Here is a 24,945-nt window from a genome sequence, read left to right as displayed (position 1 = left end):
AGGGTAGCGGCTCTTCCGTTACGTCACGAGTGTCTAGATGCGAGAGCCACTCAATCTCCGAACGCTCCGACCAAGACAGGTTCCGCAGCTGATTGGCCGCCAACATGACGTCGTATCCGGCTCCAGGGCGATCTCCCGGATGCACCAGCGCCAGCCATTCCTGGCCGACCACAACTCTTGCCCCTGGGGCTGGCCAATTCCACGTAGGGAAGGGCAGCTCGCGGGCATCAGGCCACGCGGAGATAGATTCTTCACTTACTCCGGATGCAGTCTTCTTTACTGGCGCACCCAAGACCGCCTCAAGCACGGTCGCATGAATCAAGAATTCCCAAAGATTCTCACCCGTGGGAGTCCACTCCGACCCACCAGATGGATCTCTTTCATATACCGGACCATCCTGCCTACGAGGATCGAAGGACCAAACCCAATTTCCCTGGTTCTCCACCCAGAACGGAACTTTCCCGCCCTCGTGCTGGAGTTCCGGCAACGGAATAGCATAATTGTGAGAGTTGATCACATAACCCCATCGGGATGCAATCTCATGCCACTCTACTAGCGCACTTGGCGCTAGGCTCGACTTGGGTGTACGCACTGCAGGCAGATTCGGCTCTCCGTACCAATCCCTAAGGAAGTGAAGCAAGCTCTCTCTGTCCACTGGAACGATTGAAGTCATGAAATCATTATGCGGCATGCCGAGGTAGCGACGGCGACCAGACCGTGTGATGTCACTGTGCTTCCAGTCCATCGCATTGACCTCTGCCGGGCGGTGAGCGTCGCGGAGTCTGCTGCGAAACGACGTCGGCCAGGGGCTAGGTCGTCCGGTGGCTTTAGACGTCGCTTCTTATGGCGTGACCGCTCGTTGAGCCGTGCATGGCGGATCTGGTTGAGCGTCTGGTGCCGGACGAGTTGTGGGTGGTGTTCCGGCGGGTGGTGCCGCCGACGGAAGTGATACGTCCGCAGGGCGGTGGCCGACGTCGAGCGAGTGATCGGGAGGCGCTGGCCGCGATCATCTTCGTGGCGACGTTGGGTTGCACGTGGCGGCAGCTGCCGCCGATGTTCGGCCCGAGCTGGCAGACGGTCTACCGCCGGTTCGCCCAGTGGAGCCAGGACCGGGTCTGGGCCCGGCTCTACCGCGCGATCCTCGACGAACTCGGAGTACGAGGCGAGCTGGACTGGTCGCGGTGCGCGATCGACTCCGTGAGCTTGCGGGCCGCAAAAGGGGGCCGCTGACCGGACCGAATCCGACCGATCGCGGCAAACTGGGATCGAAGATCCACCTGATCTGCGACCGGAAGGGACTGCCTATGCGAAAGGGAGGTCGTTCGCGGTCTTGGCAACAGCTCGGCGGGGGTGCGGCTGTCGTGGGGCCAGCACCAGGGCGCGGCGCAGCAGCAGCGCGAGCCGATCGGCCAGGTCGATGACCGAGGCAGCCTTGTCGGGGGCGAGACGGAAGATGTCCGGATAGCGGTCCTCGGTCCTGCCGGTGAAGAAGTCCTCCCCCAGAGCTAACGGCACGGGCCCGCGCCGCTGGCTCTCCCCCACGCCAGGAGACTCAGTCGAGAGTTGAGCAGCCCGAGGGCGAACGAGGCCGTGGCCGCCTACGAGGAGACGAATGAACCAGTCCGTGATCATCGGCACAGCCCAGCGACCGGGGACGGAAGCACCGTGCGCGGACGGACATGATGTCCAGCGCACCGGCGATCGCGTCACCGCCGCCGTCGTCGACGGTGCCGGACACCACCCCGACACCGTCCGGTACGCCGGGATCGCACCCGCCGTCATCACCCACATCGGTGCGAAGCTCGGCGGCCTGGCCGGACTCATCACCGCCGGACAGATGGCTCACGCCTACGACCGTCCACCGCACGTCTCCGCCGTCTACGCCCGCATCGAACCCGGACGCGTCGGCATCCTGTGGATCGGCGATTGCCGGGCATACGGCTGGAACGGCAGCGAGCTCACCTGCTTCAGCACGGACCAGACCATGGGTGAGTTCCTCCGCGTGCACGGGGATGTGCCGGCGCCCATCGTCGAGCACCACGACGCCTGGGCGAGACTCGGACTCGCCCAGGCGTCCGCAGCGACGTGCCGCGAAGCTGAACTCCCCGAGGATGTCCGCCTCGTACTGCTGTGCTCGGACGGCGTCTCCGACCAGGTAGATCCGGAGACCTGGCGCGAGCTGTGCGCGACGCACGCCGAGGACCCGCAGGCCCTGGCCGACGCGCTGGTCGTAGCCGCCACCGCGGACGAGAAGGGCTACCGCGACGACGCCACCGTCGTGGTGCTGCTGCGTCGCGGCGACGAACCCGACTTCGTCCGCGACTAACCGACCGCACGGGTTATGACGCCGCGCCTGGGACTGCAGGTATCCCCGGGCAGGCAAGAGGACACTCCAGCCCCGAGCTGTGGCTGACAGTCGATTGTCACTGCGCCCGACCGTCGGCGTTTCGGCCAACCACCCCCGAGCCGAGGCACCTTGCGCGGCAAGGGTGGGTGCACCGCACACCTTCGGAAATCGCTGAATCCCGGGGCGCACGATCCGTCCGAAAGGAACAGGTGCTCGAAATCGTGCGGCGTCGTTGAGCACGGCGACGCCATCACCACGCCCACGAAGGGGAACACATTGACGCCAGTCGAACCAGGCAGCGAGAAGATGGCGAGCGGCCCGCAGGCCGGAGCCGCGGACAACATCTCCGACGCCGAGCGGGAGCTGTACGGAGGCCGTCTTCGTTACGACCGGTCCTTCGTCAGGCACGAGGGGCCTCTGACCCGGCTGAAGTTCGGGCACATGGCAGCCGCGCTGCCGCACATGGTGGGCATGGTGCTGCGCACCGGCTGGAGGGCGGACCGGCGCGCCCTGATGGGGGTTGTGGCGGCCGAGCTCGGGCAGGGTGTGACGGCTGGGTGGGGGCTGGTGGCGGTCAACGGCGTCCTCGCGCAGTTGTTCGCCGAGGGCCCGACCGTGGACAAGCTCCGCGAGGCCCTGCCGTCCCTGGTGGCGCTCGCCGTCGCGGCGGTGGCCGGCGCCGTTCTGTCGGCCTGGTCGACGGCCATGTCCGGCCGGCTGGAGCCCCAGGTGGAGCGGGCCGTCTCCGCGCGGTACTACACGGCCGTCACCGGTGTGGAGGTGGAGGCGACCGAACGGCCGGAGGTCCAGCGGATCTTGGAGGCGGGAAGGTTCGGCACGGAGTCGGCCCGCAGCATGCTGCGGTTGTCGGTCGGCGTCGGCAATGTGGTGATCGGCATGGCCGCGGCCGCGGTCGTGCTCGCCGCCCTGCACTGGGCGCTGCTTCCTATGCTGCTGGCGATCGCCCTGCCCAAGGGGTGGGGTGCGGTGCGCTCCGCTCGCCGTGACTACCTCTCCCGGATGAACTGGGTCGACCACCGCAGGGCGATCGCCTCCTTGCTGGCCTACCTCACCCGTCCGCATGCCGCCGGTGAGCTTCGCGTGCACGCCGCCGGCACGAAGCTGCTGTCCAGCTACGAGGAGATGTCACGGCAGACGGAGGCCGAGCAGCGGCGCCTGGCCCGGGCCCAGGCGTCCACGGACCTGGTCGCGGGCGCGTTTGCCGGTATGGCGTCGCTGGCCTGCTACGGGGTGCTGTGGTGGCTGCTGTCGACCGGCGGTCTGCCGCTCGCCGTCGGTGGGACCGCGGTGATCGCCATCCGCACGTCGACGGCGCGGCTCACGTCTTTGGTGCAGCAGGTCAACCGGCTCTACGAGGAGCTGCTGTTCCTCACGGACACCGAGGACGCCATCCAGGTGGCGGGCGAGAATGCGATCCCGCTCACCGGTGCCCCGCTGCCCGCGCCGGTACGGGAGGTGAGGACGGAGGCGGTTTCGTTCACCTACCCGGGTGCCGACGGGCCCTCGCTGAAGGGGGTGAGCGTGCGGGTGCCGCGGGGGAAGGTGACGGCCTTGGTGGGGGCGAACGGGTCGGGGAAGACCACTCTGACGAAGTTGCTGGCCGGACTGCTGCTGCCCGCCCAGGGAGACGTGTGGTGGGTGGGCGAGTCGGGCGAGCAGGTCGAGCTGCGTGCAGCGGCCCGCGCCGGGGTCTTCGCCGAAGTCGGAGTGTTGGCGCAGGACTTCCCGCGCTGGGAGATGACGGCGGCCGCGAACGTGGCCATCGGTGCCGGTGACCGTCCCCGGGACATGGGCCGTGTCCGCGAGGCGGCCGGTGAGGCGGACGTGCTGGACCTGGTCGAGGGACTGCCGCACGGCTGGGACTCGATCGTTTTCAAGGGCTACGAACGCGGTGTCCAGCTTTCGGGAGGCCAGTGGCAGAAGCTGGGGACAGCTCGAACTAGGTACCGGCAGGCGCCGTTCCTGCTGGTCGACGAGCCGACCAGTGCCCTCGATCCGCATGCGGAGATCGCCGCGTTTGAGGGGCTGTGGTCCCTGGCCGAGGAGGGGCACGCGGTCGTGCTCGTCACCCACCGGCTCGCCGCGACCATGCATGCCGACCACATCTATGTCCTCGAGCAGGGATGTGTCGTCGAGGACGGCACCCACGAGGACCTGATGGCCATCAAGGGCGGCCTGTATCAAGGGATGTTCACCGCCCAGGCCGCGCAGTACGGGATCGCGTCGACAGCCGACGGTGTGCCCGGCCCCCGGGGCGGCGCCCAGCCATCCGGCCATGAGACCGCGAGCTGATCCAGCTGCGCAATCTCCCCCTCCCCGCAGCCCTCCCCCACGACATCGAAGGCGAGACGACGTCCATGTCACCCAGTTCCACCGCGATCCGCAGGACCGTCGAGGCGTACCTCACCCGGCACCCCAACGAGCGTGACGCCCTGACCGGGCTCCTTGCCGCGCTCAGCCGGCCCCTCGACGCGACGGCCCTGACGACACTGTCCGGGCACATCACGTGCAGCGCCGTCATCGTCGACCGGCAGGGCCGGGTTCTGCACCTCCGGCATCGGGCCACCGGTGGCCTCATGCGCGTGCCGGGCGGCCACGTCGAGTCCGGGGACCGCACGCTGCTGGCTGCGGCGCTGCGGGAGGTGTCCGAGGATACCGGGATCGCACCGGGTGCCTTGTGTCTGACGCCTCAAGTCCTTGGCGCACCGCTTGACATCGACGTCCACGACATCGCCGCCCGCTCGTCCCAAGGCGAACCGGCCCACCAGCACTACGACTTCCGCTACGCGTTCTACCTCGTCGACGAGCAGCACCCGCCGGTCACTGTGCAGGACGAAGAGGTGTCTGGTGCTCAGTGGCTTGGGTTCGCCGAGGTCACCTCACCGTCTCTGCGCGCGAAACTCCTCGGGGCACAGCTGGACGGGCAGCCGGAGCCGGTGAACGCCTCCGTATTGATCCACAATGGCGCCGGTTCCTATCTGCTGCATCTGCGCGATGACCGGCCCGGCATCTGGCAGCCCTGGACATTGGCCCTGCTCGGCGGCGGCCGCGAGCGCGGCGACACCAGTCTCGAGGACACGCTGCGGCGTGAACTGTCGGAGGAGGTCCCGGGGCTGCGCCTGAAAGACCTGGAGGCATATGCCGTGGAGGAGGACACCAGTGTCGACGGGCTCCACGTACCGATCCAGGTTTTCACCGGCCGGTGGAAGGGCAATCCCGACCTTCTCGATCTGCGGGAAGGGGTCTTGCTGCACTGGTTCACTCCCGACCAGTTGGAGCGGCTGCGCCTGAGCCCCGGACTCGCGGACCTGATTCGCCGCCACGCCGCCGAACACCCGCCGCGGGTATGCCCGGACGCGGCACCGCAGGTGTGGGACGGGGGCAGTCGGACCGTGCTGAACGGGATCGGCGTCCACCTCCACCTCCAAGACGGTCAAGGGCGCATCCTGCTGGGTCTGCGTCACCCCGACGTCCGTTACGCGGGCGGCTCGTGGCACTACCTGGCCGGGAAGTGTGAGCAGGAGTCCGCCATCGCGTGCCTGATCCGCGAGGCGTGGGAGGAAGCGGGTCTGGTCATCGACCCTGCGGATGTGGAGCTGGCGCATGCCGTACACGTCGTGGACAGCCTGGGCGGTCTGCCGTTGCTGCAGCTGGTGTTCCGGGCTCGCCGTTGGAAGGGCAGCCCCGAGGTCCGCGAGCCCGGCAAGTGCCTGGCGTGGCGATGGTGGCCGCCGCATGAGCTTCCCGACCAGCTCGTGCCCTATACCCGGACGGCCATCACCAGCATCGCCGAAGGCCGCGCCTACTCCCAGCTGGGTTGGTGAGCAGGTGAACAAACCCACCGGTTGGAGCGAGTCCACGCCCTTGATGCTGGAGCATCCGGAGGAGGAGATGGCTGTGACGCTCCCTGAGCCCCCCTCCGCCTCCGGCGCCTCGCTCTGGCGACACAACACCGGCGACACCCCGGGAGCTGTGGCGGCCCGGGCAGGGATGGTCGCCCGGCTCGAGGAAGACGGAGCGCTTGGCCCCGGACCGGTTCGAGAGGCGCTGCTCGCACTGCCGCGCCAGATCCTGATGCCTCAGGCGTACGTGCGGCGCAGCCACCCCGACGAGACGCCGCCGCGCTGGGATCTGCTGGACTTCTCCCTCCCGGGCGACCGGGCGGAGTTGCTGGAGCGGCTGCACAGCGGGGACAGTGTCGCGATCCAGCACGAGGGCGAGCCGATCCTCGGCCGTGTTCCCGGGCTGCGTCGCGGGGGCGTGGTGACCGCCATGTCGAGCACGATGAGCCTGACCGCGGACCTGCTGCAGCAGTTGGACCTGCGGCCTGGCCAGCGGGTGTTGGATGTGGGGACCGGCGCCGGGGTGACCGCGTCGGCAGCCTGCTTCGTATGCGGTGACGCGGGTGTCGTCACCCTTGACATCGACCCGCACGTCACCGCGGCCGCCCGCGAGCGGCTGTCCGCTCTGGGCTACCGGCCGGCCACGGTGACCGGGGAGGGCACCACGGGGTGGGCCGCCGGTGGCCCGTATGACCGGATCTTCGTCTCCTTCGCCGTCCGTCGCGTGCCGCAGGCCCTGGTGGAGCAGTTGGCGCCGGGCGGGCGGGCGCTGATGACGCTCGCGACGTCGTCGCCGTCGTGGCCGGGCTTGGCCATGATCGAAAGACGACGGGACGGGAGCGTCGAGGCCCAGCTGCGGGCGGTCGAGTTCGGGCACCGGGCCGGTGCCGGCTTCGACCGGCTGTTCCTGTCCGCCGCGTTCCGCGCGGAGATCACCACGGGCGACGGGTGGACGCAGCGCAGCCGACTCGCGCCGCCGGCGGACACGGCGCGCGGCATGTGGCTGGCCCTGGACCGCCTGTATCCGGGCCTGGTGCGCGACTTCAGTGCCGGGGACCTGACGATCGGCGCGCCCGAATGCCGGTCGTGGATGCGCGTGCGCTCCGTCGGCCACCGCCGGTGGGATGTGACGACTTCGGGGCCGCGGGACATCTGGGCGGAGATCCAGGATGTCGTCGGCCGGTGGCGGGCGGCCGGTGCACCGGATGTCTTCCGGCTCCAGTTCGACGCCGACGGCGGCCAGCGGGCCGCCAGCCCGAACGGTGCGCTGACCTGGCAGCTTTCCCCTGGCGAGACTGGAGATGCACGATGATCTGCCCCAACCGACCGGTCTCAGCGACGGTTTCGGGCAATGCCCTGTTTGGGCCCGAGGCCGCCGCTCTCCGCCTGCTCCAAGGCCATGCCGGCGCCGGCGTCCTGAAGGAGGACGCGGTGTTCACCCTGCTGCTCGCGCGCCACCCCGGCGGCGCTGCGTGAGCGGCACCCCGCGGCACACCGAGCCGCTCGACGTCCACCTGCTCGCCGTACGCAAGGGCGCGGCAGGCCCTGAGGTGCTGCTCTCCCGGCGGGCCGGTGACGTGTACGCGGCTGGCTGCTGGCATCTCGTGTCCGGGCATCTGGACGGCCCGTGGGAGGACATGGTTGCCGCCTTGGTGCGCGAGGCCCGGGAGGAGGCCGGGGTCGTCATCGACCGGGCCGATGTCCGGGCGGCCGTCACCGTGCATCACCGAGCCCCTGCCGGCGGCGCCAGGATCGGGGTGTTCTTCGTGGTGTCACGGTGGGAGGGCACCCCGAAGGTCATGGAGCCCCATGTGTGCGACGCCATGGGGTGGTTCTCCTTCGATGCCCTGCCGGAGCCGATGGTGGCGTACTGCCGGGCCGGGTTGGATGCCTACCGGGCCGGCGCGCGGATGGCCGTGCACTTCCAGGAGCCCGGCGACCCGATCGCCTACGACCGGTCCGTCGACCGGCTGGTCCCGCTCCCTGAACCCGCCGCGCGCGGCGCGGTCCCGGACCCGGCGGTGCGCACGTTCACCGAGCAGGCGGTCGGCCGGATCACCGCGTGGACGGACGTGTCCTGGGCCCGGGAGGAAAGCCGCGTGTGGCAGGTGGCCGGCGCCGAGGGCGGCAAGTGGTATGTCAAGACCCACCAGAACGACCGCTTCCACCAACGTGAAGTGGACGCCCTGCGCAGCTGGGTCCCCTGCCTCGGGGCAGCCGCACCCTGGCTGGTTGCCGCCGACCCCGCGCTGCGGACCATCGTGCTCACCGCGGTGGGCGGCCGCACCCTGCACGGCGCCACGTACGCGCCCGAGCCACAGCGCCTCATCTTCCACCGCAGCGGGCAACTCGCCGCGGCCATCCACCACAGCGCCCCGCCCCGGCCGACCGCCGCCGGCCTATCGCTGGGGAAGCTGGAGCGCCACCTCGCGGGCGCCCTGCCACACCTCGGCCCCGGCGACGAGATGTTCATCCGCGCCACCCTTGAGAGGGCCGCCGACTTGACCCCCTTGATGACGGTGCACACGCATGGTGACTTCCAGCTCCGCAACCTGCGCTGGGACGAGACCGCCGCTGCTCTCTACGTGATCGACTTCGAGCGGTCCGAAGGCGGCCCGGCCGTACGGGACTTCGTACGACTCTCCGACGCCTGGCACGGCCGGCCCGACCTCTTCCAGGCCGTGATGGACGGCTATGGCCGCAGCTTCACCTCGAACGAGGAGGCCCACTTCATGGTCCTGTCCGTCCTGGATGCCGTCTCCTACGGCGCCGCCCACGATGATCCCGAGCTCGTCGAGCGCGGCCGGCGCACGCTGGCCCGGCTCCGCGCCGCACTACGCCCCTGAACGCCACCGCGCCTACCAACGAGGAGCAGCACGTTGACGTACACAGCCCGTGATGAGTGGGAGAAGCACTTCGGTGCCGGCAAGAACTTCCGGCAGGTCGGTGAGCGCGAGCGGGAACTCCTCGCCGAGCACACCTCCGCCCCGGATGGCGGCCGGGCGCTCGACGTGGGCTGCGGCACCGGCGAGCTGGCCACCTGCCTCGCCTCCCTCGGCTACACCGTGGACGCCATCGACTTCGCCGACAGCGCGCTCGCCCGGGCCCGCGAGAAGTACGCCGACATTGAGGGCGTGCGCTGGCTGCAGCTGGATATCGAGCGCGACGACCCTGCCCCGCTGCATGAAGAGGGGTATGACCTGATCACGCTGCGCCTGATGTATCCGTTCGTGCAGGACAGAGGGCGCCTCCTGCACGGGCTGGGTGAGCGGCTGCGGGACGGCGGTGCTCTCGTCGTCATCACCCCGGTGGCGGCGACCACGCCCGCGGAGCGGCGCGGGATCGCCTTGGACGAGGACGAGATTGCCGTACTCGCTGCCGGATGGGAGACGGTGGAACGTCTGGACGCGGACGGCCTGGCCTTTGTGGTGCTGCGCGGTCCCTGTCACGCCGGCACGAGGGCCATCGAGAAGCGGCCGACCACCGCCCATGCCTTGACCGGCGCCCTCGCGGTCGTCACCGACGACGCCGGCCGGGTCCTGCTCGGCCGCTCCCGCCGCGGCATGCTGGAACTGCCCGGCGGCAAGACCCGCGGCCCGGAGGACTTCGCCGCCGCGGCGGTCCGCGAGCTCGCCGAGGAGACGGGCCTGGTCGCCGACCCGGCGGATGCGTACGTGGTGACGATGCTGGTGGACGACAGCCACGGCATCCCGCGGCTCACGTCCGTCGTCCGCATCACCGCGTGGACGGGAACGCTGACCAACCCAGAGGCGGACAAGTTCGACCGCTGGGAGTTCTTTGACCTGCACGCTCTCGCCTGTGTCGGGGACGTTTTCGTCCCGGCCGCACTCGCGATCGACAGCGTGTGGCCCGGCGTCATCCCGGACCTGCCGCCTGTGGTCTCCTACCCGCTCGCCACCGATCGGCCGCCTGTGCCAGGTGAGCCGGGTGAGGCAAACCGGCTGCGGCAGGCGATGGCCCAGACGGTGGTCGACGGCGGCTGGGCCCCGTCCGAGCCCGTCCGCGACGCGCTGCGCACGGTGCCCCGCCATCGTTTCGCCCCGGAAGTGAACCTGACGGCCGCGTACGACGGCGGCGACCGGGCGATCATCACTCGACGCGACGAGACCGGGACCGCCAGCAGCTCGATGTCCGCGGCCTGGCTCCAGGCCGACATGCTCGAGAGCCTGCGCCTTCAGCCGGGTGCGATCGTGTTCGAGGCCGGATCCGGTGGCTACAACGCCGAGTTGATCGCCCACGTCGCCGGGCCCGACGGTCGTGTGGTGAGCGTCGACATCGACCCGTGGGTCGTACGCCGCACCGGCGCCTTTCTCACCGAGGCCGGCAGTGGACGCGTCAGCGCCGTCGAAGCCGACGCGGCCCTCGGCGCGCCCGCCCACCTCGTACCCCGCGGCGGCTTCGACGCCAGCATGATCACTTACAACTGTTGGGACATCGCCCCGGCCTGGCGCGAGCAGCTGGCCGAAGGCGGGCGCCTGGTCATGCCGCTGGAGATGGGCGGCTACACCAAGGCGATCACGTTCGAGCGGCGCGGCGAGGTGTTGCACGCCCGCCGCTTCACCTACTGCGGCTTCGTCCGCGACCAGGGACAGCAGGCCCGCCCGGCACCGGTCGTCCCCTTGCTCGACGGAGCGCTGACACTGCGCTTCGACGACGGTCCCGCCGCCGAGGCGGAGGGCCTGGAGGCGGCGTTGCGCGGGCGGCGGCACGAGGTCGCAACCGGCGTGACCATGGGGGCGAACGCCTACTTCGGCTCCCTGCAGCTGTACGCGGCCACCACCCTGTCGGGCTTCTGCCGCCTGGCCGCCCACCAAGAGCCCGCGGAGGCAGTGACCGGCATCGCGAAGGACCGCGACGCGCCCGCGATCATCGGCGAGGCGTCGTTGGCCTACCTGATCCACGTCCAGACCAAGGACGGCGACAGCCCGCAGGGCAAGGAGTGGGAGTGGGTCGTGCGCGCCTTCGGCGAGCAGGGGCCCGGGCTCGCCGAGCGGCTGGTGGCCACGGTCCGGTCCTGGGACCGTCACATCCGCGCCGAGGCCAATGACCAGCACGCCGATCCCGCCCTGACGGTCCACCCGCTCGGCACGCCCGACGGCGCGCTGCCTGCCGGCGACGTCCTGGACAAGCTGCACTGCCGCTTGGTGTTCCGGTGGCCGGGACGTGACGCAGTGCTGCCCCGTCCCGTTGAACGTCCTGTGGCCAACGCTGTGGCGGAGGGGGTGTGACGATGGAACGGGCCGTGCGTCAGGCGGTGTTCGCCGCTCCGGCGGCGCGCGACGAGCTCGACCGGATGCGGCGCGCGCGGCCGCAGCCAAGCAGTTCCAGGTGTCCGCGTCGGGGCCGGAGGTGTGGGGGTGGCAGGGCCGCACGCTGGGGCGCCGGGCGGGAGACTGCTGGCTGCGCCTCGTCTCCGCCGAGGCCGGCAAGGCGGGCGGACGGCTGTGGGAGGGGACGGCGACCGCTGACACGTGCGTGCCCCAGTCGGTACCGCGGCCGCGGCTTCGCGGCGTTCTCGACTGGACCACACCGGACATCGCCTACCGGGCGGAGCTCACCGAGTACGTGCCCGTCCAGCCGGTCACCAGCGGAACTCCCGCCCTCGACCAGGACCTCGCTCTGCCCGACTCGTGGTGGTCGGAGCTGAAGTCCGCGCTCGGGACGCTCGCGACGGTGCCCACCGACCGGGAATCGGTACGGCAGAACTGGGTCGACCGGAACTTCCGCCGCTTCCTCGGCATCGACCCCTTCCGGATCCGTGAGACGACGACCGGGCACGCCGATCTGCACTGGGCGAACCTGACAGGTGCGCCCCTGGTCCTGTTGGACTGGGAGAACTGGGGCCAGCTGCCCGTGGGCTACGACCTGGGGCTGCTGCACGCGTACTCGCTGGCCGCGCCGGCGACCGCCGCCCGGATCCGCCGCGAGTTCGGCCACGTCCTGGACACGGACGCAGGCCGGACCGGGGAACTCATCGCCCTCGGGCAGCTCCTCCAAGCGTGCTCCCGAGGCGTCCACCCGCACCTCGCCCCGCTCATCGCCCGCCAGGCCGAGCACCTCACCAGCATCCCTGTTCCCACGCGCTGACCAGCCCTGACGGCCTGGAGGAATCCCATGCCCCGCCCACGCCTCGACGTCGTCGTTCTGATTCTGCGGAGCTTCGGATTCCTCGACACCCCCGAGGAAGACCTCGCCGTCTTGAAGGAGGCCGCCCGCGTCCTGCGGCCCGGCGCGCTCCTGGGAATGGATCACTTCCCGCCCAACAGCACCACGGCTCAGGTGGGTACCCGGGTGCAGAAGGGGCCTGAGGCGACGACCACCGTGCACACCACCTGGATTCCGGCGACCGCCCGGTTCAACAGCCGCATGCCCACCCGCTACTACAAGGACGGCCACGTCGGACCGTTACACAGCTCCTCGCGCCTCTACACCCCGGAGGACCTCCGCACAGCTCTCACCGAGGCCGGGTTCGCATCCACTTCCTGCACGTCCGCTCGCCGGAGCCGGACACATTCCCGCTCGTGCTCACGCACGGGTGGCCGGGTTCGGTGCTCGAATTCCTGGAAGTCCTCGGCCCGCTCACCGACCCGCGCGCGCACGGCGGTGACCCGGCGGACGCGTTCCACGTGGTCGCGCCGTCATTGCCCGGGTACGGCAGGAGTGACAAGCCGTCGACGACCGGGCGGGGCATCACTCGCACCGCGCGCGCCTGGGACATGTTGGTATCACTGGGTTACGAACGGTACGGCGCGCAGGGCGGTGACTGGGGTTCGGCGGTGTCCGCGGCGCTGGGCGAGGTCGCGCCCGAGCGGGTCGCCGGCGTCCACCTGAACCTGGGATCCGTGGCGGCGGGCACGTTCGACGACCCGACGCCTGCGGAGCTGGCGAATCTCGAGGCCGAGAACGAGATGCAGCGCACCGGCCGGGGGTACTCGGCGATCCAGGCGACCCGACCGCAGACGCTCGGCTACAGTCTCACCGACTCCCCGGCGGGACAGGCCGCCTGGATCGCCGAGAAGTTCTGGGCGTGGACGGACAACGACGGCCATCCCGAGGACGCGTTGTCGCGGCAGACGATCCTCGACGAGATCTCGGTCTATTGGTCCACTGCGTCGGCCACGTCGTCGGCGCGCCTGTACTGGGAGAGCTTCGCCAACTTCCGGGACAAGGTGACCGCGCCATCCGGGCTGTCGGTCTACCCGCGCGACATAACCCGCCCGTCGAGGCGGGAGGCCGAGCTGCGGTTCACCGACCTACGCTGGTTCGAGGAGCTGCCGCACGGTGGCCACTTCGCCGCACTGGAGCAGCCGGAGTCGCTGGTCAAGCAAGTACGCGGGTTCTTCCGCCTGTTCCGCTGACTGTCCGTGCCACCCCCTGGGAAGCCCGCGCCCAGGGGATGGTCCTGTCCGCTCCGCCCTCCCGCCGACATCACTCGTTCAGCTCAACGAGATGACCGACGGTGGGAAACGACAGCTCGATTCGTTACACAGCGCTACACGCCACCTCGCCGTAGCTATACGAGAACAGGGCCGACCAGGGCTGATCGTCAGGTTCGGGCTTTCGGAGGCGCCCTGCACACTTCTTGGATGAGCACCCCGAGGGCTTCCTGGCACAACACCACACACGACGGGCGACCGTCGACCTCGACCATCTCGAGCACATCCGCCAGAACCCCGCCGACGTCACCCCCAGTGGCATCCTGCACCTGATCTTCGAAGTCGTCGCCTATGCGGCCGACTAGGCCGAATGCGGCAACGGCGGACACTGCCGCATCGCCCTCTACCCCGACGGCTCCATGGCCATCACAGACGACGGACGGGCACCGACACGCGCCTCGACGAGTTCGTCTACGGCTGCCGCGTACGCCTCGTTCAGCTCGGGCAGGTGGGTGGGGTCGGTGAGGTAGACGCGGAGCATCACGATGTCCGTCAGGCCGGCGCCGGCCGCCTTGAGTACGGCGGTGAAGTTGCGCAGGGTCTGCGCGGTCTGCTCGGCGACCGTGGTGCCGACGACCTCGCCGGTATCCGGGTCGAACGGGAGCTGCCCGGAGACCTGCAGGGTCGGGCCCTTGCGGATGCCCTGGGACAGCGGGGCCGGCAGGGTAGGTGCGTTCTCGGCGGTGATGATGGTTCTTGTCATGGTGTGTCCTTGGCGGAAGGGCGCACACAGCGCTATGTGCGAGGGGTCAGGCCCAGGCCTGTCGTTCCTGGCTGCGAGGGTCGTCGACCTGGACCCACTCGGCGTCGATGCGCATGGTGGCCCGGCGTGTGGTGTCGTACTGGTCCCAGCCGGGGTTGCCGGTCCTGGCGAAGCGGATCCAGGCCCCGTGCGTGCGTGCGGCGAGGTCCGCGGGGGGCTTGTCGGGGCCGAGCAGGGCGCCCTCACCCACCAGTTGCGGGAGTTGCGCGATGTCGAAGACGAAGGGGAGTTCCATCGCGTGGGTGGCGCCGAGGTCTCCGTCCAGGGCGTGGGAGCGCCAGGCGAACTCGTAGCTGAACGTGGCCGACTGGGGGTGGGCGGCGTGTGCGCCGGCCAGGGCCCAGCTGCCCGCGCCGAACAGCGCGTCGCCCATGATGGCCGACCGCAGCTCACCGAAGGACGCCTCGGGGCGGGTCTTGCGGTACGTCTCCACGAGCTGCGCGGGCTTCGGGTGCGAGCGCGCCGCGGTGTCGTCGACATCGTCGGCGGTCGAGGTGGCGTACTTGTCCACGGGGACCAGGTAGAGGTTTCCCTCTTCGGTGTTGATCCCGACGAGCAGGTCGACATCGGCGCTCAGGCCGGCGGCGACGGATACGGCGGGCTGCGTGTCTAGCACCAGGCTGAAAGGGCTGAGGCCGAGCAGCGGGTCGTGGTGCCTGGCGGTCTGCAGATCGATGCCCGCGAGCTTGGAGGCTGCTTCCACCAGGCGCTCGTCGGAGATGTCCGCGAAGGCGTCGAGGTGCGGCTCGATGCCTAGTTCCTCGGCGGCGGCCTTGGTGACACGGGCGGCCTGCTCGGAGGTGAACGCACCCAGACCGCTGCCGCTCTGCACGATCGCCCGGCGGAAGAGGCCCGCGGCCCCGGGGGTGGCGAGGACGCCGCCGACGACGGTCGCCCCGGCTGACTGGCCGAAGAGGGTGACGTTGTCCGGATCACCGCCGAAGGCGGCGATGTTCTCCCGCACCCAGCGCAGTACGGCAACGACGTCGAGCAGACCGCGGTTGGCGGGCACCCCGGGGATGTCGAGGAACCCGGCGATGCCGAGCCTGTAGTTGAGCGTGACCAGGACGACGCCGTCGCGGGCGAAGGCGGAACCGTCGTACAGCGCGGACCGGGTCGACCCGGCGACGAACCCGCCGCCGTGGACGAACACCATGACGGGCAGGTTACGGTCGCCGACCGCGGGCTGGAAGACGTTGACGGTGAGGTAGTCCTCGCCGCGGCTCCATCCGGGGCCGAAGTAGGGGGCCATGTCGATGCTGCCGAGCTTGCGCTCGGACTGCGGGGCGTTGGGGCCGGGCGCGGTGGCGTTCCGTATGCCGCCCCAGGGCTCGTGCGGCTGCGGCGGGGCGAACCGGCCGGCGCCCAGCGGAGGGGCGGCGTAGGGGATGTTCAGGAAGGTGGCGGTGCCGTCGCCCTGACGGAGACCGCGGACGGCTCCCTGCGCGGTGGTGACGACGGGGGCGGGTTCGTGGCTCACAGCTGTGCCTTTCCGGGGTGTCAGCCCTGCTCGGAGTACGGGGCGAAGGGCGCCCAGCCCTTGATGTCGAACGTGTTGCCGTTACGCGCGATCTCGGCGGCACCGTGGCCACCCAGGTGGGCGGGGATCAGGAGCGCGTTGTTGTCGGCCGCCCAGCCCAGCACCTTGCGGCGGGTGGCGCGGGCGCCCGCGGGGTCCTCGCAGAAGCAGCTGTTGGCGTCCGGCTCGACGATCTGCACCGGGTTGTGCAGCATGTCACCGACGAACACCGCCCGGTCCGTCCCGGAGCTGAGGGTCAGCACGGAGGAGCCGGGGGTGTGTCCGGGAGCCGCGTCCAGGCGCAGGTCGGCGTCGATCCGGTGGCTGTTCTCCCACAGCAGCGTCTGCCCGGCCTCGTGCACCGGGGCCACGCTGTCCTCGAAGACGTTCTGGTTGCCGCGGCCCAGCACCGGCTGGTGGCCGTTCGCCGGGTTCCAGAAGTCGAAGTCGTCCTTCGGCATCAGATACGTGGCGTTGGGGAACGTGGGAACCCACTGCCGCCCGTCCAGATAGGTGTTCCAGCCGACGTGGTCGATGTGGAGATGCGTGTTGATCACGATGTCCACGTTCTCGGGCTTGATGCCGGCCCGGGCAAGGTTGGCCAGGAAGTCCGTCTCCAGGTGGCTCCAGACCGGCGCGTACGGGCGCTCCTTGTGGTTACCCACACCGGTGTCGACGAGGATGGTCTTGCCACCGCTGCGTAGCAGCCAGGTCTGGATCGCGGAATTCACGATGTTGGTCTCAGTGTCCAGGAAATGCGGGGCCAGCCAGTGGACGCCGTCCTTCCAGACCTGCTGCGAGCTTTCCGGGAAGAAGGCGTGGGGCTCCATCTCGACGGGGCCGTAGTATTCCCAGACGCGGGTGATGGTGACATTGCCGAGCGTAATCTGTTCCATGCGATTTCCCTGGGGTTCGGAAGGTTTACCCAACCGTACGAGCGGCTCCGGCGGGCGCGGTATCCGTCACGTGACTGCACTTGCGCGTATAGCTCTGAGCAGGGGTGTTTCCTCTCTTGGCCCCAGTGAGAGGCGAGGCGGATCCCCGTTACGAGTTCCGTTCCCGGATATCTCCTGGACGAGTGCGTGGCTACGTCGCCGCGTTCACGAGACGGCGGCCGAATTCGTATTCGCGCTTGCGGGCCGTGTCGTGCGTGGTGGCTGCCCCTGCCTTTCATGTCAGCGGCTTTGATGCCTGACGATCAGCGAAATGCAAGGGTGTGCGGTCACCCCGTGATGCGTTCTGTCGGGGTGTCAGACGGCTTGGGCGCCTTCGCACTGGTCGGGACCAGGTGGTGCGGCCGGGTCCGAGATCAGCGGGTCCAGGGCTCGCACAAGTGCGGTCAAGGTCGAGTCGAGGCGATTGATGTGCTGCAGCAGGCGGTGCTCCGGCGACGGCCGGCTGCGGCTCACACGCTGCTCCTCCGAGAGCAGGGACAGTGCCCTGACGACCCTGGGGCGTGCTGTGTGCGAGGAGATTCCGGGGCGCTGGCCGGTGATGCGGATCAGGTGGGCCACGGTCTCGTGCGCACGGTCGGCCGCGGCGTTGAGGCGGGGGCGCAATCGGGGGCATGGCCCGCCGGGAGACGCTCGGCCGTGGCCGCCGGGCTCCGGGCGTGGTACGCGTCGGCCTCAAGAAGTCCCAGCAGGTGGCGGGCATGGTGACGTCGGCCGCGCTGCGGATTGAGCGGATGGGTGAGAGGCGGACAGGCCTTGCGGAAAGACTCCAATGCCTGGTCGAGGTCGCGTGCCGCGCGGTCCAAGCTCGTCGGGGTTTCCGCGTCTGTGCTGCCTGACGCGATGCCCCGAAGGAGGCGGTCGAGGACGCGCAGGGAACCGACCAGCTCCTCGTCACCGGCTCGGCGAACCGTCGTGGGAAGGACGAGGCGGCGGCAAGGATCCCGCAGGACACTCCCAGTGCAGTCTCCTGGACACGGAGGAGCAGCACCTGAGATGACCGCCCGCGACGGCGAGGGCCGAGGCCGTCGTCACCTGGAAAGCCTGACGGGTGGCTTGGCGCGCCAGGCTCTCGGTGTCTGTGTCCCTGCGTGGCACGGCCCCGAAGGTTGGTGGGGCGGGCTTGTGAGGAGGTGTCCCGAACCCTGCCGGGCGGCCGCGCTGGCCGAGAAACCGCAGGGCTGCGGCGAGTTCGTCGACCGCGGGGAAGCAGCCCCGCACATGTGCGGAGCCGGTCGGCCGGTTCGCCGGGCCGCCTTCGTACCTCTCCTCGCACTGTTCGGATGCACAAGCCGTTCCCACGGTGGGCTGGTGCCGGAGAGCCCGGATCCGCTGCACGAGCCGCTGCCGCGCCGTCCGTCCCGCCAGATCGTTGCGGGCCACCGGTGTGCGGGCCGCGCGGACCGTGAGTATGGTCAGGCGCTGCGCGGCCACCTCCACACGACCAATGTGCCGCGGCAGGGCCTCGGTGCCCTCGTCGACGGCGCGCTCGTAGGTCCTTTCGCGGGCGCACGACCGTGAGGGGTGTATCGGAGTTCTGGCCGGCCACCGCCTGCGTCGCCAGTATCGGAGCGCGGGGGTTCCGTCCGGTATGCGTCAGGTGACTGCTCTCGGAGGTTCTGCGGCACGCAGGTGGAGAACCGTGGGGTAGTTCGCGGCGGCCTGGACAGTGAAACCAGACAAGGCATCCGTGTCGGCGTTGACGACCGCACAGCGCCGGACGATCCTGCGCCCGTCGACGACGGCTTACGGTTCCAGGGGCTGGCAGTGCACGGACTGGGGACAGACAGCCGCCAGGTACCCAGAGGGTCACGCGACGCTCGGCGCATCTCGGCACCGCCGTTGTCGAGACGCAGGGCCGACTACGTAGAGATGGCGTACAAGCCGACCGCAGGCGGACGGAACCCGAGGCCGACCAGCCACGAGCGTCCAGCGACCATGACAGCGCCTGGTTCGGCACCGCTCCTGCGGGCGCTGTAGCGGTTCCCCCACGTTAGTGTCTGGGGGTATCTCGATTCTGGAGCATCCGTGGAAAACGATGGAAGGGCTCGTGGGGACCAGCGCTCGACGCGCGATTCCGGTCTGGCTGTGGTGGGCCGAGAAACCGAGACCGCAGAAATCATCCGGCGTGTGGGCGCTGATCGGTCCCACAGCCACGTGTTGATCGTCACGGGTGACCCCGGTGCCGGAAAGAGCACGCTGCTCGGCCTCGCGGCCGATCGCGCACGGGGTGCGGGTGGCCGAGCGCTGCGGGCGGTGGGGAGCGAATCCGAGGCGCACCTTGGATTCGCCGGTCTTCATCAGATGCTGCGCCCGGTACTCGGTGATGCGGAGGGACTGCCGTCTCGGCAGCGCTCCGCGCTCCGTGCCGTCCTGGGGCTCGAAGAGTGTGCGGAGACTCCCGACGCGATGCTCGTCGGTCTGGCGGTCCTGACCTTGTTGTCGGACCTGACGGAAATCGCCCCGCTGCTGGTGGTGGTCGATGACGCCCAGTGGATCGACCGCGGCTCACTGGACGTTCTCTCCTTCGTGGCGCGACGCATGGACAGCGAGCCCGTCACCCTGCTGCTCGGAGTCCGCACCGCGGACGCACTGCCCGGCTTCGACAAGGGATACGAGCGCCTCGAACTCGGCCCGCTGGACGCTGCGGCGGCCAACCGGCTGCTGGACCGGCAGCCCACGCCGCCCACCGGCCGAACCCGGGTGCGGATCCTCGAGGAGGCGGCCGGCAACCCGCTGGCCTTGGTGGAACTCGCCCACGCCACCGCGATCCGGCGCCCCGAGGGTAGCGGCGTGGAGGGCCCGCTGCCGGTCACCGACCGACTGGAGCGGATCTTCGCGGGGCACGCGGCGGACCTACCGGAACCGACCCGCCGCATCCTGCTGCTGCTCGCGGCCGCCGACGCGGCGGACGCTCAGGCGGCGGCCGTGGGACTTCCCGAGGCGGACGACGAGGCATGGGTACCCGCGGACCGGGCCGGTCTCGTACGCCAGGACGGGTCCAGGATCTCCTTCCGGCACCCGCTTGTCCGGTCCGCCGTCTACCATTCCGCGTCGTTCGAGGAACGCCGCCGGGCCCACCTCGCTCTCGCGGAGTTGCTGCGCGAGGAGCCCGACCGCTGCGCCTGGCACCTCGCCGCCGCAACCGTACGCCCCGACCAGGACGTGTCGGCCGCCCTGCAACAGACGGCGGACCGGGCCCGGCGCCGGGGTGGCTTCGCGGCCGCTGCCGCGGCCCAGGAGCGCGCCGCGGAACTCAGCCCGCGCCGCGAGGACCGGGCGCGTCTTCTGACCGAAGCCGCTGCCACCGCCGTATTCACCGGTCAACTCGGCTGGGTGGAACACCTGGCCGCCGCAGTCCGCGAATGCACCGACGACCAGGCGCTGCTGGGCAAGGCCACGCTGGCCACCGGACAGCTCATGTCCCTGGGCCCCCATCACACAGCAGCCTTCGCCCTGCTCATGCGTGTCGCCGACGAGGCGGCGGACGCCCGGTCGCCCCTCGTACTCGACGCGCTGGCCGCGGCGGCGGTGGTCCGTTACTACTCGGGCGACGAGTCCCAACAGCGGCAGATCCAGAGCCTGCTCTCCCGCATGCCCGACGATGCCGCCGGAGCGGCGCTGCACGTCTGGGTACTGGCCGTCTCCGACCCCAGCAGCTCAGGAGCCTCCCTCGCACCGGTGCTGCCCGGGCTCATCGCCGAGGCCAAGGGCGACGCCAGTCGCCTGACCGCGCTGGCCATCGTCGCCTGGCTGCTCGACCAGACCACCCTCGCCGCCAGGACCTTCGACGAGGCATTCGACCAGTGGCAGGCCCGTGGACAGCTCCCGGACGGACTGGGATGCGCGGCTGGCTGGACCCTCCTGGAGCAGGGCCGGTGGGCTGAGGCCCAATCGGTGGCGGCTGACATCACGGCCATGGCATCGTCGGCCGGACTCGACCACGCCGAGGCGTGCGCCCAGGCACTCGACGCCACGGCGCTCGCCCTGCTCGGCGAGTCGGCTGACGCGCGACGGAGAGCCGAGCAGGCGCTGACTCTTGTCGACCCGCTGGAAAGCCGCTCCGTCGCGGTCTTCGCGCGTCGGGCCCTGGGCCTGGCAGCGGTGGCCGACGGCGACTACGACACCGCGTACACCCAGTTCCGCTCCGCGTTCACCGACGCCGGCGATCCGGTTCACTACCACGTCTCCTACACCGTCCTGGCCGAACTCGCCGCGTCGGCCGTCCGCCGAGGCCGACAGGAGGACGCCGCCGAACTGCTGGAACGATCGGCGCGGCGCCTGAGTACGGGCATGTCGGCACGGCTCACCGCACTGCTCGACCGAGGCCGCGCCCTGCTCGCCGAACCGGAGTGCGCGGAACCGTACTTCCAGGCGGCACTGGCGGAGGATGCAGGTGAGCAGTGGCCGTTCGAGCGGGCGCAGACACAGCTCGACTACGGGGAATGGCTTCGGCGGCGGCGCCGTATCGCCGAGGCCCGCCCGCTGCTGAGCGCCGCCCTGGAAACCTTCCAGCGGCTGGGCGCTCGGCCATGGACCGAGCGGGCCAAAGCAGAACTGCGCGCTGCCGGCGTCGAGGCCGCCGGCAGCGTAGTGCCCAGTGCCTTCACCGAACTCAGCCCCCAACAGCAGCAGATCGTCCAGCTCGCCGCCCGGGGCCTGACGAACCGTGAGATCGGAGAGAAACTGTTCCTCTCGCCGCGCACGGTCGGCTCCCACCTCTACCGGGTGTTCCCCAAACTGGGCATCACCGTCCGATCACAGCTTCGCGACGTGGTCGAAGGCACCCTCTCGGGTGCCAGTGCCCATATCTGAGACGGCAGGGCCCGCTGCTGCACGAGTGCCGGCCCCGCAGGTCGCTTCTCCTGTTCCTGGGCTCACTCGAGGGAGACCACCCCGTCGGGCAGCCATCCCTCCCAGTAACCGTCGATGAGGTCGAGTAGCACGCGTGACTCCACCCGCACGTCCGCGTCCCGCAGTTCGGCCGTTGTCCATCACCGCGCGCTGGGCGAAAGCAGGGTGCGGACGTCGCAGGGCCAGCCCTCTGCCGCAAGGACCGTCAGCACGCAGTACCCCCCGCGTCGGCGATCCCTGGAAGCGAGAAGCCGTCCTGTGACGGGGGCGATCCGCAGTTCACGGCGAAGGTGGTGTGCCGCGGCCCGGCGGGAGGACTCCCCCGGCCGTATCGGGCATCTGGGAACGCTCCATGCGGATGGTGCGCTACGCGCGGTGCTGGTCGCGGGTGTGCGTGCAGCACGGACGGTGGGCCCTGGACGCGGATACCGAGCAGCCCGTGCGCTTCGCGCGGAGTTTCGCAGGCTTCTCAGCCCTATACCACTGGCACCCCGGTGCGTCCTACGCTGGTCTGCATGCCGCAGCACCCCAATATCGAAACTGCCCTGCGCTACCACCAGGCGGTCTCCCAAGGAGCCACGGGGGAGGAGCTGGCCCGCTTCTTCCACGAGAAGGTGGTGCAGCAGGAGTTCCCCAACTCCCTTTTCCCCGACGGTGTCCGCCGCGATCTGGCCGCTGTGCTCAAGGACTCTGAGCGCGGCCAGCAGGTCATCAGCCAGCAGCGGTTTGAGGTGCACAACACGGTCGCGGCCGACGATCTGGTCGCCCTCGAAGTCACCTGGACCGGCACCCTCGCGGTTCCGCTGGGCGACCTCCCCGCAGGCCACGAACTGCGCGCCCACATCGCGGTCTTCCTGGAGTTCCGGGACGGCAAGATCCATGCCCAGCGGAATTACGACTGCTACGAGCGCCTGGACCGTGCTGCGGGCACCTGAACGGGCGCCGACGCCCAGGTGCCGGGCGGCGAACGACCAGGATGGCGGCCACCGCGCCATCGATGGCCCCATCATCGACACCGACGCCAAGAACGGCAAAGGATCAGCCGCCCGACTCCTGGGCCCAGCCCTCCGTTACGCCCCGGTACAGAGCCCCGAGCCTGCGCCAGGGCGAAGCGGTGTCCCGACCGGGACACTTCGGGGCTATCGAGCCCGCCTTTGAACCTCTGTTGATCTCGTACACGCGCCACGCCACCCGAACGGCCAACCCCCACCGCACAAGACGCCCTGCTCCTGGGCGTGGCGAAGGCGGCCGACGCGGACAGCGTCGTCAACAAGGTTCCCTAGGGACTGTCCGATGGGTCAAGCCGGATGCCGGTCTCTCCCCCCCCCCGGCCCATCACCACACGCCAGGATCGTCGGCCTTCTCCGGGGCCTTCTGCTACCGGCTTCCGCTGCAAGGCACACTGCCGGTGGCAGGATGGCATGATCGCCACCCACGGAACCCTCCAGGAGCGTGAAATGCAGTCCGAGTCACCGGAGTTCGACCACCTTCTGCACTGCGTCCCCGATGTCGAGTCGGCCACCGAGGCGTACACGGCGGCCGGCCTTCCAGCACACGCCAATCAGCCGTATCTGGGCTTCCGGAACGGCGCCTGGCGGCTCGACGCCCGCTATGTCGAGATCCTTACCGTGGTGGACCGCGCCGAGTTCACCGACTCACCCTTCGGCCAGGCCATGACCGCATGGATGCCGCACGTCGACGCGTTGCTCGCCGCAGGCGGAGGCGCACTCAATTTCGCCACGCACGTGACGGACGTGAACGCCACCACGGAGCGGCTCCGCCGCGCCGGACACAAGGTGGACCTGCATGTCTTCGCCCGTGAAGGCTCACCGGTGTCATTCACCGAAGCCGTGCTGCAGGAGGCCCCCACATGGGCCCCGTTCTTCATCACGTACACCCCGGACCGACAGGTCATACTCGACCGGTACAGCTCGGGGCGGGTCGCGCGCGGGCCGCACGACCTGGCCGGCTTCGTCATCGAAACACCCGACCCGGCAGCATCCGCCACGTGGTTGGGCGAGCTCCTCGGCATCCCGGTCGACCAGGCGAGGAACGTGGTGCCGTTGCCTGGCGGGGAGGTGCACTTCACGCCCGGCCCAGCCGACGCCATCACCACGCTTCTACTGACCGAGGGCGCTCCGCCCTCGACATCCGTCGCGGGTTTGGATCTCCGCCCCCTGGGCTCTGTTCCGCCGGACACGCCCTAGTAGTGCTTCGTTAGGTTCTGGCTCTGGTGAGTGGTCGGCCGCAGGTGGTGCAGGTGCCGGTCCAGCACCGCAGCATGTCCTGCAGAGTGTCGAGGACTTGGTAGAGGCTCAGGCTGGAGTCGGTGCTTTTGGGTGGAGCCGCCGGAGGGTGAGGAAGGCCTGGGCGGCGGTGACGAGGGTGACGTGGTGGTGCCAGCCGCGCCAGGTGCGGGCCTCGAAGTGGTCCAGGCCCAGGCCGTGTTTGAGTTCGCGTAGTCGTGCTCGATGCGCCGGCGCATCTTCGCGAACCGCACCAGGTCGGCGATCGGGGTGCTGGCGGGCAGGTTGCTCATCCAGAAGCCGGTCGGCTCGCCGGCGTCGTCGGGCTGTTCGACCAGCAAGGTGCGCAGCGGCAGCACGCCGTTCCAGCGGGCACGTCCGCCGGCCGGTTCCTGGGCGGTTGCGCGGGCGAGTTTGCCCACCGGCCGCACCGGGAGCACGGCGAAACGGGAGGTCATACGGCCCTTGCTGCCCTGGCGCCAAGTCACCTCCTCAAAGCGGGCAGAGGCCTCGACGGAATCGGCCAGAGTCTGGTGTGGTTCGCGGTAGCAGGACCGCGTCGGTGGCCCCAGCCCGCCATAGGGCGGCCGATACGGCTCCGCCGCCTCCGGCTGGACGGCCCCCTTGGGTGTAACCGTGCCGGGAGTCGAGGGCACCGAAGTCCAGCTGGGTGGGCAACCCCGCAAAGTGCCAGCCCGGCACGGTCCGGCCGAGCGGGAGGAACCGGTCGAGCAGCCCCCGCTGGTCCATCAGTTCCACGCTGCGCGGGTGCAGGCTCAGCGCCCGCGAATGGCGCTGCGGTTCGGTGCGGCGCAGGACCCGGGTCCGTACGCCCGCCAGTGCCAGCTCGCAGGCGAGCATCAGCCCGGTCGGGCCCGCGCCTACGACGATCACGTCGGGGTTCATCAGAGATGACCTCCTCTATTTAGTGAACGGCGTTCAC

General features: G+C 70.0%; 18 protein-coding genes and 3 pseudogenes. 15 read left to right on the top strand and 6 right to left on the bottom strand.

Going from position 1 to position 24,945, the window contains the following annotated elements; all coding sequences use genetic code 11:
* Nucleotides 1-870: 870 nt before the first annotated feature.
* From ACZ7LU_RS22050 to ACZ7LU_RS22000, 11 genes and pseudogenes are all read left to right on the top strand, one after another.
* A pseudogene (locus tag ACZ7LU_RS22050) lies at nucleotides 871-1,418 on the top strand (IS5 family transposase); the annotation flags it as partial.
* 194 nt (nucleotides 1,419-1,612) lie between these two features.
* Entirely contained in the window at nucleotides 1,613-2,326 is a 714-nt protein-coding gene (locus tag ACZ7LU_RS22045) for a SpoIIE family protein phosphatase (protein WP_471917708.1), read from the top strand.
* A 297-nt stretch (nucleotides 2,327-2,623) separates the two neighbouring features.
* On the top strand, nucleotides 2,624-4,660 hold the full coding sequence (locus ACZ7LU_RS22040) for an ATP-binding cassette domain-containing protein (protein WP_471917707.1): 2,037 nt from the start codon (nucleotides 2,624-2,626) through the stop codon (nucleotides 4,658-4,660).
* A 65-nt stretch (nucleotides 4,661-4,725) separates the two neighbouring features.
* Complete coding sequence (locus ACZ7LU_RS22035; RefSeq protein WP_471917706.1) at nucleotides 4,726-6,192, top strand: NUDIX domain-containing protein; 1,467 nt, start codon at nucleotides 4,726-4,728, stop codon at nucleotides 6,190-6,192.
* Nucleotides 6,193-6,259: 67 nt separating this feature from the next.
* Nucleotides 6,260-7,522, top strand: a complete 1,263-nt coding sequence (locus ACZ7LU_RS22030; protein ID WP_471917792.1) for a methyltransferase domain-containing protein — start codon at nucleotides 6,260-6,262, stop codon at nucleotides 7,520-7,522.
* Entirely contained in the window at nucleotides 7,519-7,686 is a 168-nt protein-coding gene (locus tag ACZ7LU_RS22025; protein WP_468088428.1) for a hypothetical protein, read from the top strand. Before ACZ7LU_RS22030 ends, ACZ7LU_RS22025 begins: the two co-directional genes overlap by 4 nt.
* Complete coding sequence (locus ACZ7LU_RS22020) at nucleotides 7,683-9,056, top strand: NUDIX domain-containing protein (RefSeq protein ID WP_471917705.1); 1,374 nt, start codon at nucleotides 7,683-7,685, stop codon at nucleotides 9,054-9,056. The genes ACZ7LU_RS22025 and ACZ7LU_RS22020 overlap by 4 nt, the downstream gene beginning before the upstream one ends.
* A 33-nt stretch (nucleotides 9,057-9,089) precedes the next feature.
* Complete coding sequence (gene fxlM / locus ACZ7LU_RS22015; RefSeq protein ID WP_471917704.1) at nucleotides 9,090-11,459, top strand: methyltransferase, FxLD system; 2,370 nt, start codon at nucleotides 9,090-9,092, stop codon at nucleotides 11,457-11,459.
* 100 nt (nucleotides 11,460-11,559) lie between these two features.
* Nucleotides 11,560-12,318: a hypothetical protein gene (locus tag ACZ7LU_RS22010; RefSeq protein ID WP_471917703.1), complete on the top strand. Its 759-nt coding sequence runs from the start codon at nucleotides 11,560-11,562 to the stop codon at nucleotides 12,316-12,318.
* A gap of 245 nt (nucleotides 12,319-12,563) precedes the next feature.
* Nucleotides 12,564-13,589 carry an alpha/beta hydrolase gene (locus ACZ7LU_RS22005; protein WP_471917791.1) on the top strand — a complete coding sequence of 342 codons (1,026 nt, stop codon included), beginning with the start codon at nucleotides 12,564-12,566 and terminating at the stop codon, nucleotides 13,587-13,589.
* Nucleotides 13,590-13,813: 224 nt separating this feature from the next.
* Nucleotides 13,814-13,972, top strand: a complete 159-nt coding sequence (locus ACZ7LU_RS22000; protein ID WP_471917702.1) for a hypothetical protein — start codon at nucleotides 13,814-13,816, stop codon at nucleotides 13,970-13,972.
* A 38-nt stretch (nucleotides 13,973-14,010) separates the two neighbouring features.
* On the opposite strand, the gene ACZ7LU_RS21995 is transcribed toward ACZ7LU_RS22000, so the two are convergent.
* From ACZ7LU_RS21995 to ACZ7LU_RS21980, 4 genes are all read right to left on the bottom strand, one after another.
* Nucleotides 14,011-14,370, bottom strand: coding sequence for a RidA family protein (locus ACZ7LU_RS21995; RefSeq protein WP_471917701.1), 360 nt, complete (start codon nucleotides 14,368-14,370; stop codon nucleotides 14,011-14,013).
* 46 nt (nucleotides 14,371-14,416) lie between these two features.
* The gene (locus ACZ7LU_RS21990) at nucleotides 14,417-15,910 is read right to left on the bottom strand and encodes a carboxylesterase/lipase family protein (protein WP_471917700.1); all 1,494 of its coding nucleotides are present in this window, start codon (nucleotides 15,908-15,910) and stop codon (nucleotides 14,417-14,419) included.
* A 20-nt stretch (nucleotides 15,911-15,930) separates the two neighbouring features.
* Complete coding sequence (locus ACZ7LU_RS21985; protein ID WP_471917699.1) at nucleotides 15,931-16,845, bottom strand: MBL fold metallo-hydrolase; 915 nt, start codon at nucleotides 16,843-16,845, stop codon at nucleotides 15,931-15,933.
* A 354-nt stretch (nucleotides 16,846-17,199) separates the two neighbouring features.
* Entirely contained in the window at nucleotides 17,200-17,358 is a 159-nt protein-coding gene (locus ACZ7LU_RS21980; protein ID WP_471917698.1) for a hypothetical protein, read from the bottom strand.
* Between the two features lie 855 nt (nucleotides 17,359-18,213).
* Between ACZ7LU_RS21980 and ACZ7LU_RS21975 the strand changes: the two genes are divergently transcribed.
* The 4 genes from ACZ7LU_RS21975 to ACZ7LU_RS21960 all read left to right on the top strand — a co-directional run bounded on the left by ACZ7LU_RS21975 (nucleotide 18,214) and on the right by ACZ7LU_RS21960 (nucleotide 23,963).
* Nucleotides 18,214-18,423, top strand: coding sequence for a hypothetical protein (locus ACZ7LU_RS21975; RefSeq protein ID WP_471917697.1), 210 nt, complete (start codon nucleotides 18,214-18,216; stop codon nucleotides 18,421-18,423).
* Nucleotides 18,424-18,930: 507 nt separating this feature from the next.
* Nucleotides 18,931-21,717: a helix-turn-helix transcriptional regulator gene (locus ACZ7LU_RS21970; protein WP_471917696.1), complete on the top strand. Its 2,787-nt coding sequence runs from the start codon at nucleotides 18,931-18,933 to the stop codon at nucleotides 21,715-21,717.
* Between the two features lie 554 nt (nucleotides 21,718-22,271).
* Nucleotides 22,272-22,691, top strand: a complete 420-nt coding sequence (locus ACZ7LU_RS21965; RefSeq protein ID WP_471917695.1) for a nuclear transport factor 2 family protein — start codon at nucleotides 22,272-22,274, stop codon at nucleotides 22,689-22,691.
* Nucleotides 22,692-23,213: 522 nt separating this feature from the next.
* Nucleotides 23,214-23,963, top strand: a complete 750-nt coding sequence (locus ACZ7LU_RS21960; RefSeq protein ID WP_471917694.1) for a VOC family protein — start codon at nucleotides 23,214-23,216, stop codon at nucleotides 23,961-23,963.
* A gap of 108 nt (nucleotides 23,964-24,071) precedes the next feature.
* Here the strand turns inward: ACZ7LU_RS21960 and ACZ7LU_RS21955 are convergent.
* Together ACZ7LU_RS21955 and ACZ7LU_RS21950 are read right to left on the bottom strand one after the other, a co-directional pair.
* A pseudogene (locus ACZ7LU_RS21955) lies at nucleotides 24,072-24,631 on the bottom strand (IS701 family transposase); the annotation flags it as partial.
* Nucleotides 24,630-24,908, bottom strand: a pseudogene (locus ACZ7LU_RS21950) (FAD-dependent monooxygenase); the annotation flags it as partial. The pseudogenes ACZ7LU_RS21955 and ACZ7LU_RS21950, both read right to left, overlap by 2 nt.
* Nucleotides 24,909-24,945 lie beyond the last annotated feature (37 nt).

It is taken from the genome of Streptomyces sp. NPDC039462, assembly GCF_055639375.1.
Note: the sequence above shows the minus strand (reverse complement) of the source record. Positions and strands in the feature narration are given on the sequence as shown.

Bases quoted from the DNA above. Each gene is read 5' to 3' on its own strand.
- ACZ7LU_RS22045 (WP_471917708.1), top strand. From the start codon at position 1,613: ATGAACCAGTCCGTGATCATCGGCACAGCCCAGCGACCGGGGACGGAA.
- ACZ7LU_RS22035 (WP_471917706.1), top strand. From the start codon at position 4,726: ATGTCACCCAGTTCCACCGCGATCCGCAGGACCGTCGAGGCGTACCTC.
- ACZ7LU_RS22030 (WP_471917792.1), top strand. From the start codon at position 6,260: ATGGCTGTGACGCTCCCTGAGCCCCCCTCCGCCTCCGGCGCCTCGCTC.
- ACZ7LU_RS22025 (WP_468088428.1), top strand. From the start codon at position 7,519: ATGATCTGCCCCAACCGACCGGTCTCAGCGACGGTTTCGGGCAATGCC.
- ACZ7LU_RS21995 (WP_471917701.1), bottom strand. From the start codon at position 14,370: ATGACAAGAACCATCATCACCGCCGAGAACGCACCTACCCTGCCGGCC.
- ACZ7LU_RS21985 (WP_471917699.1), bottom strand. From the start codon at position 16,845: ATGGAACAGATTACGCTCGGCAATGTCACCATCACCCGCGTCTGGGAA.
- ACZ7LU_RS21965 (WP_471917695.1), top strand. From the start codon at position 22,272: ATGCCGCAGCACCCCAATATCGAAACTGCCCTGCGCTACCACCAGGCG.
- ACZ7LU_RS21960 (WP_471917694.1), top strand. From the start codon at position 23,214: ATGCAGTCCGAGTCACCGGAGTTCGACCACCTTCTGCACTGCGTCCCC.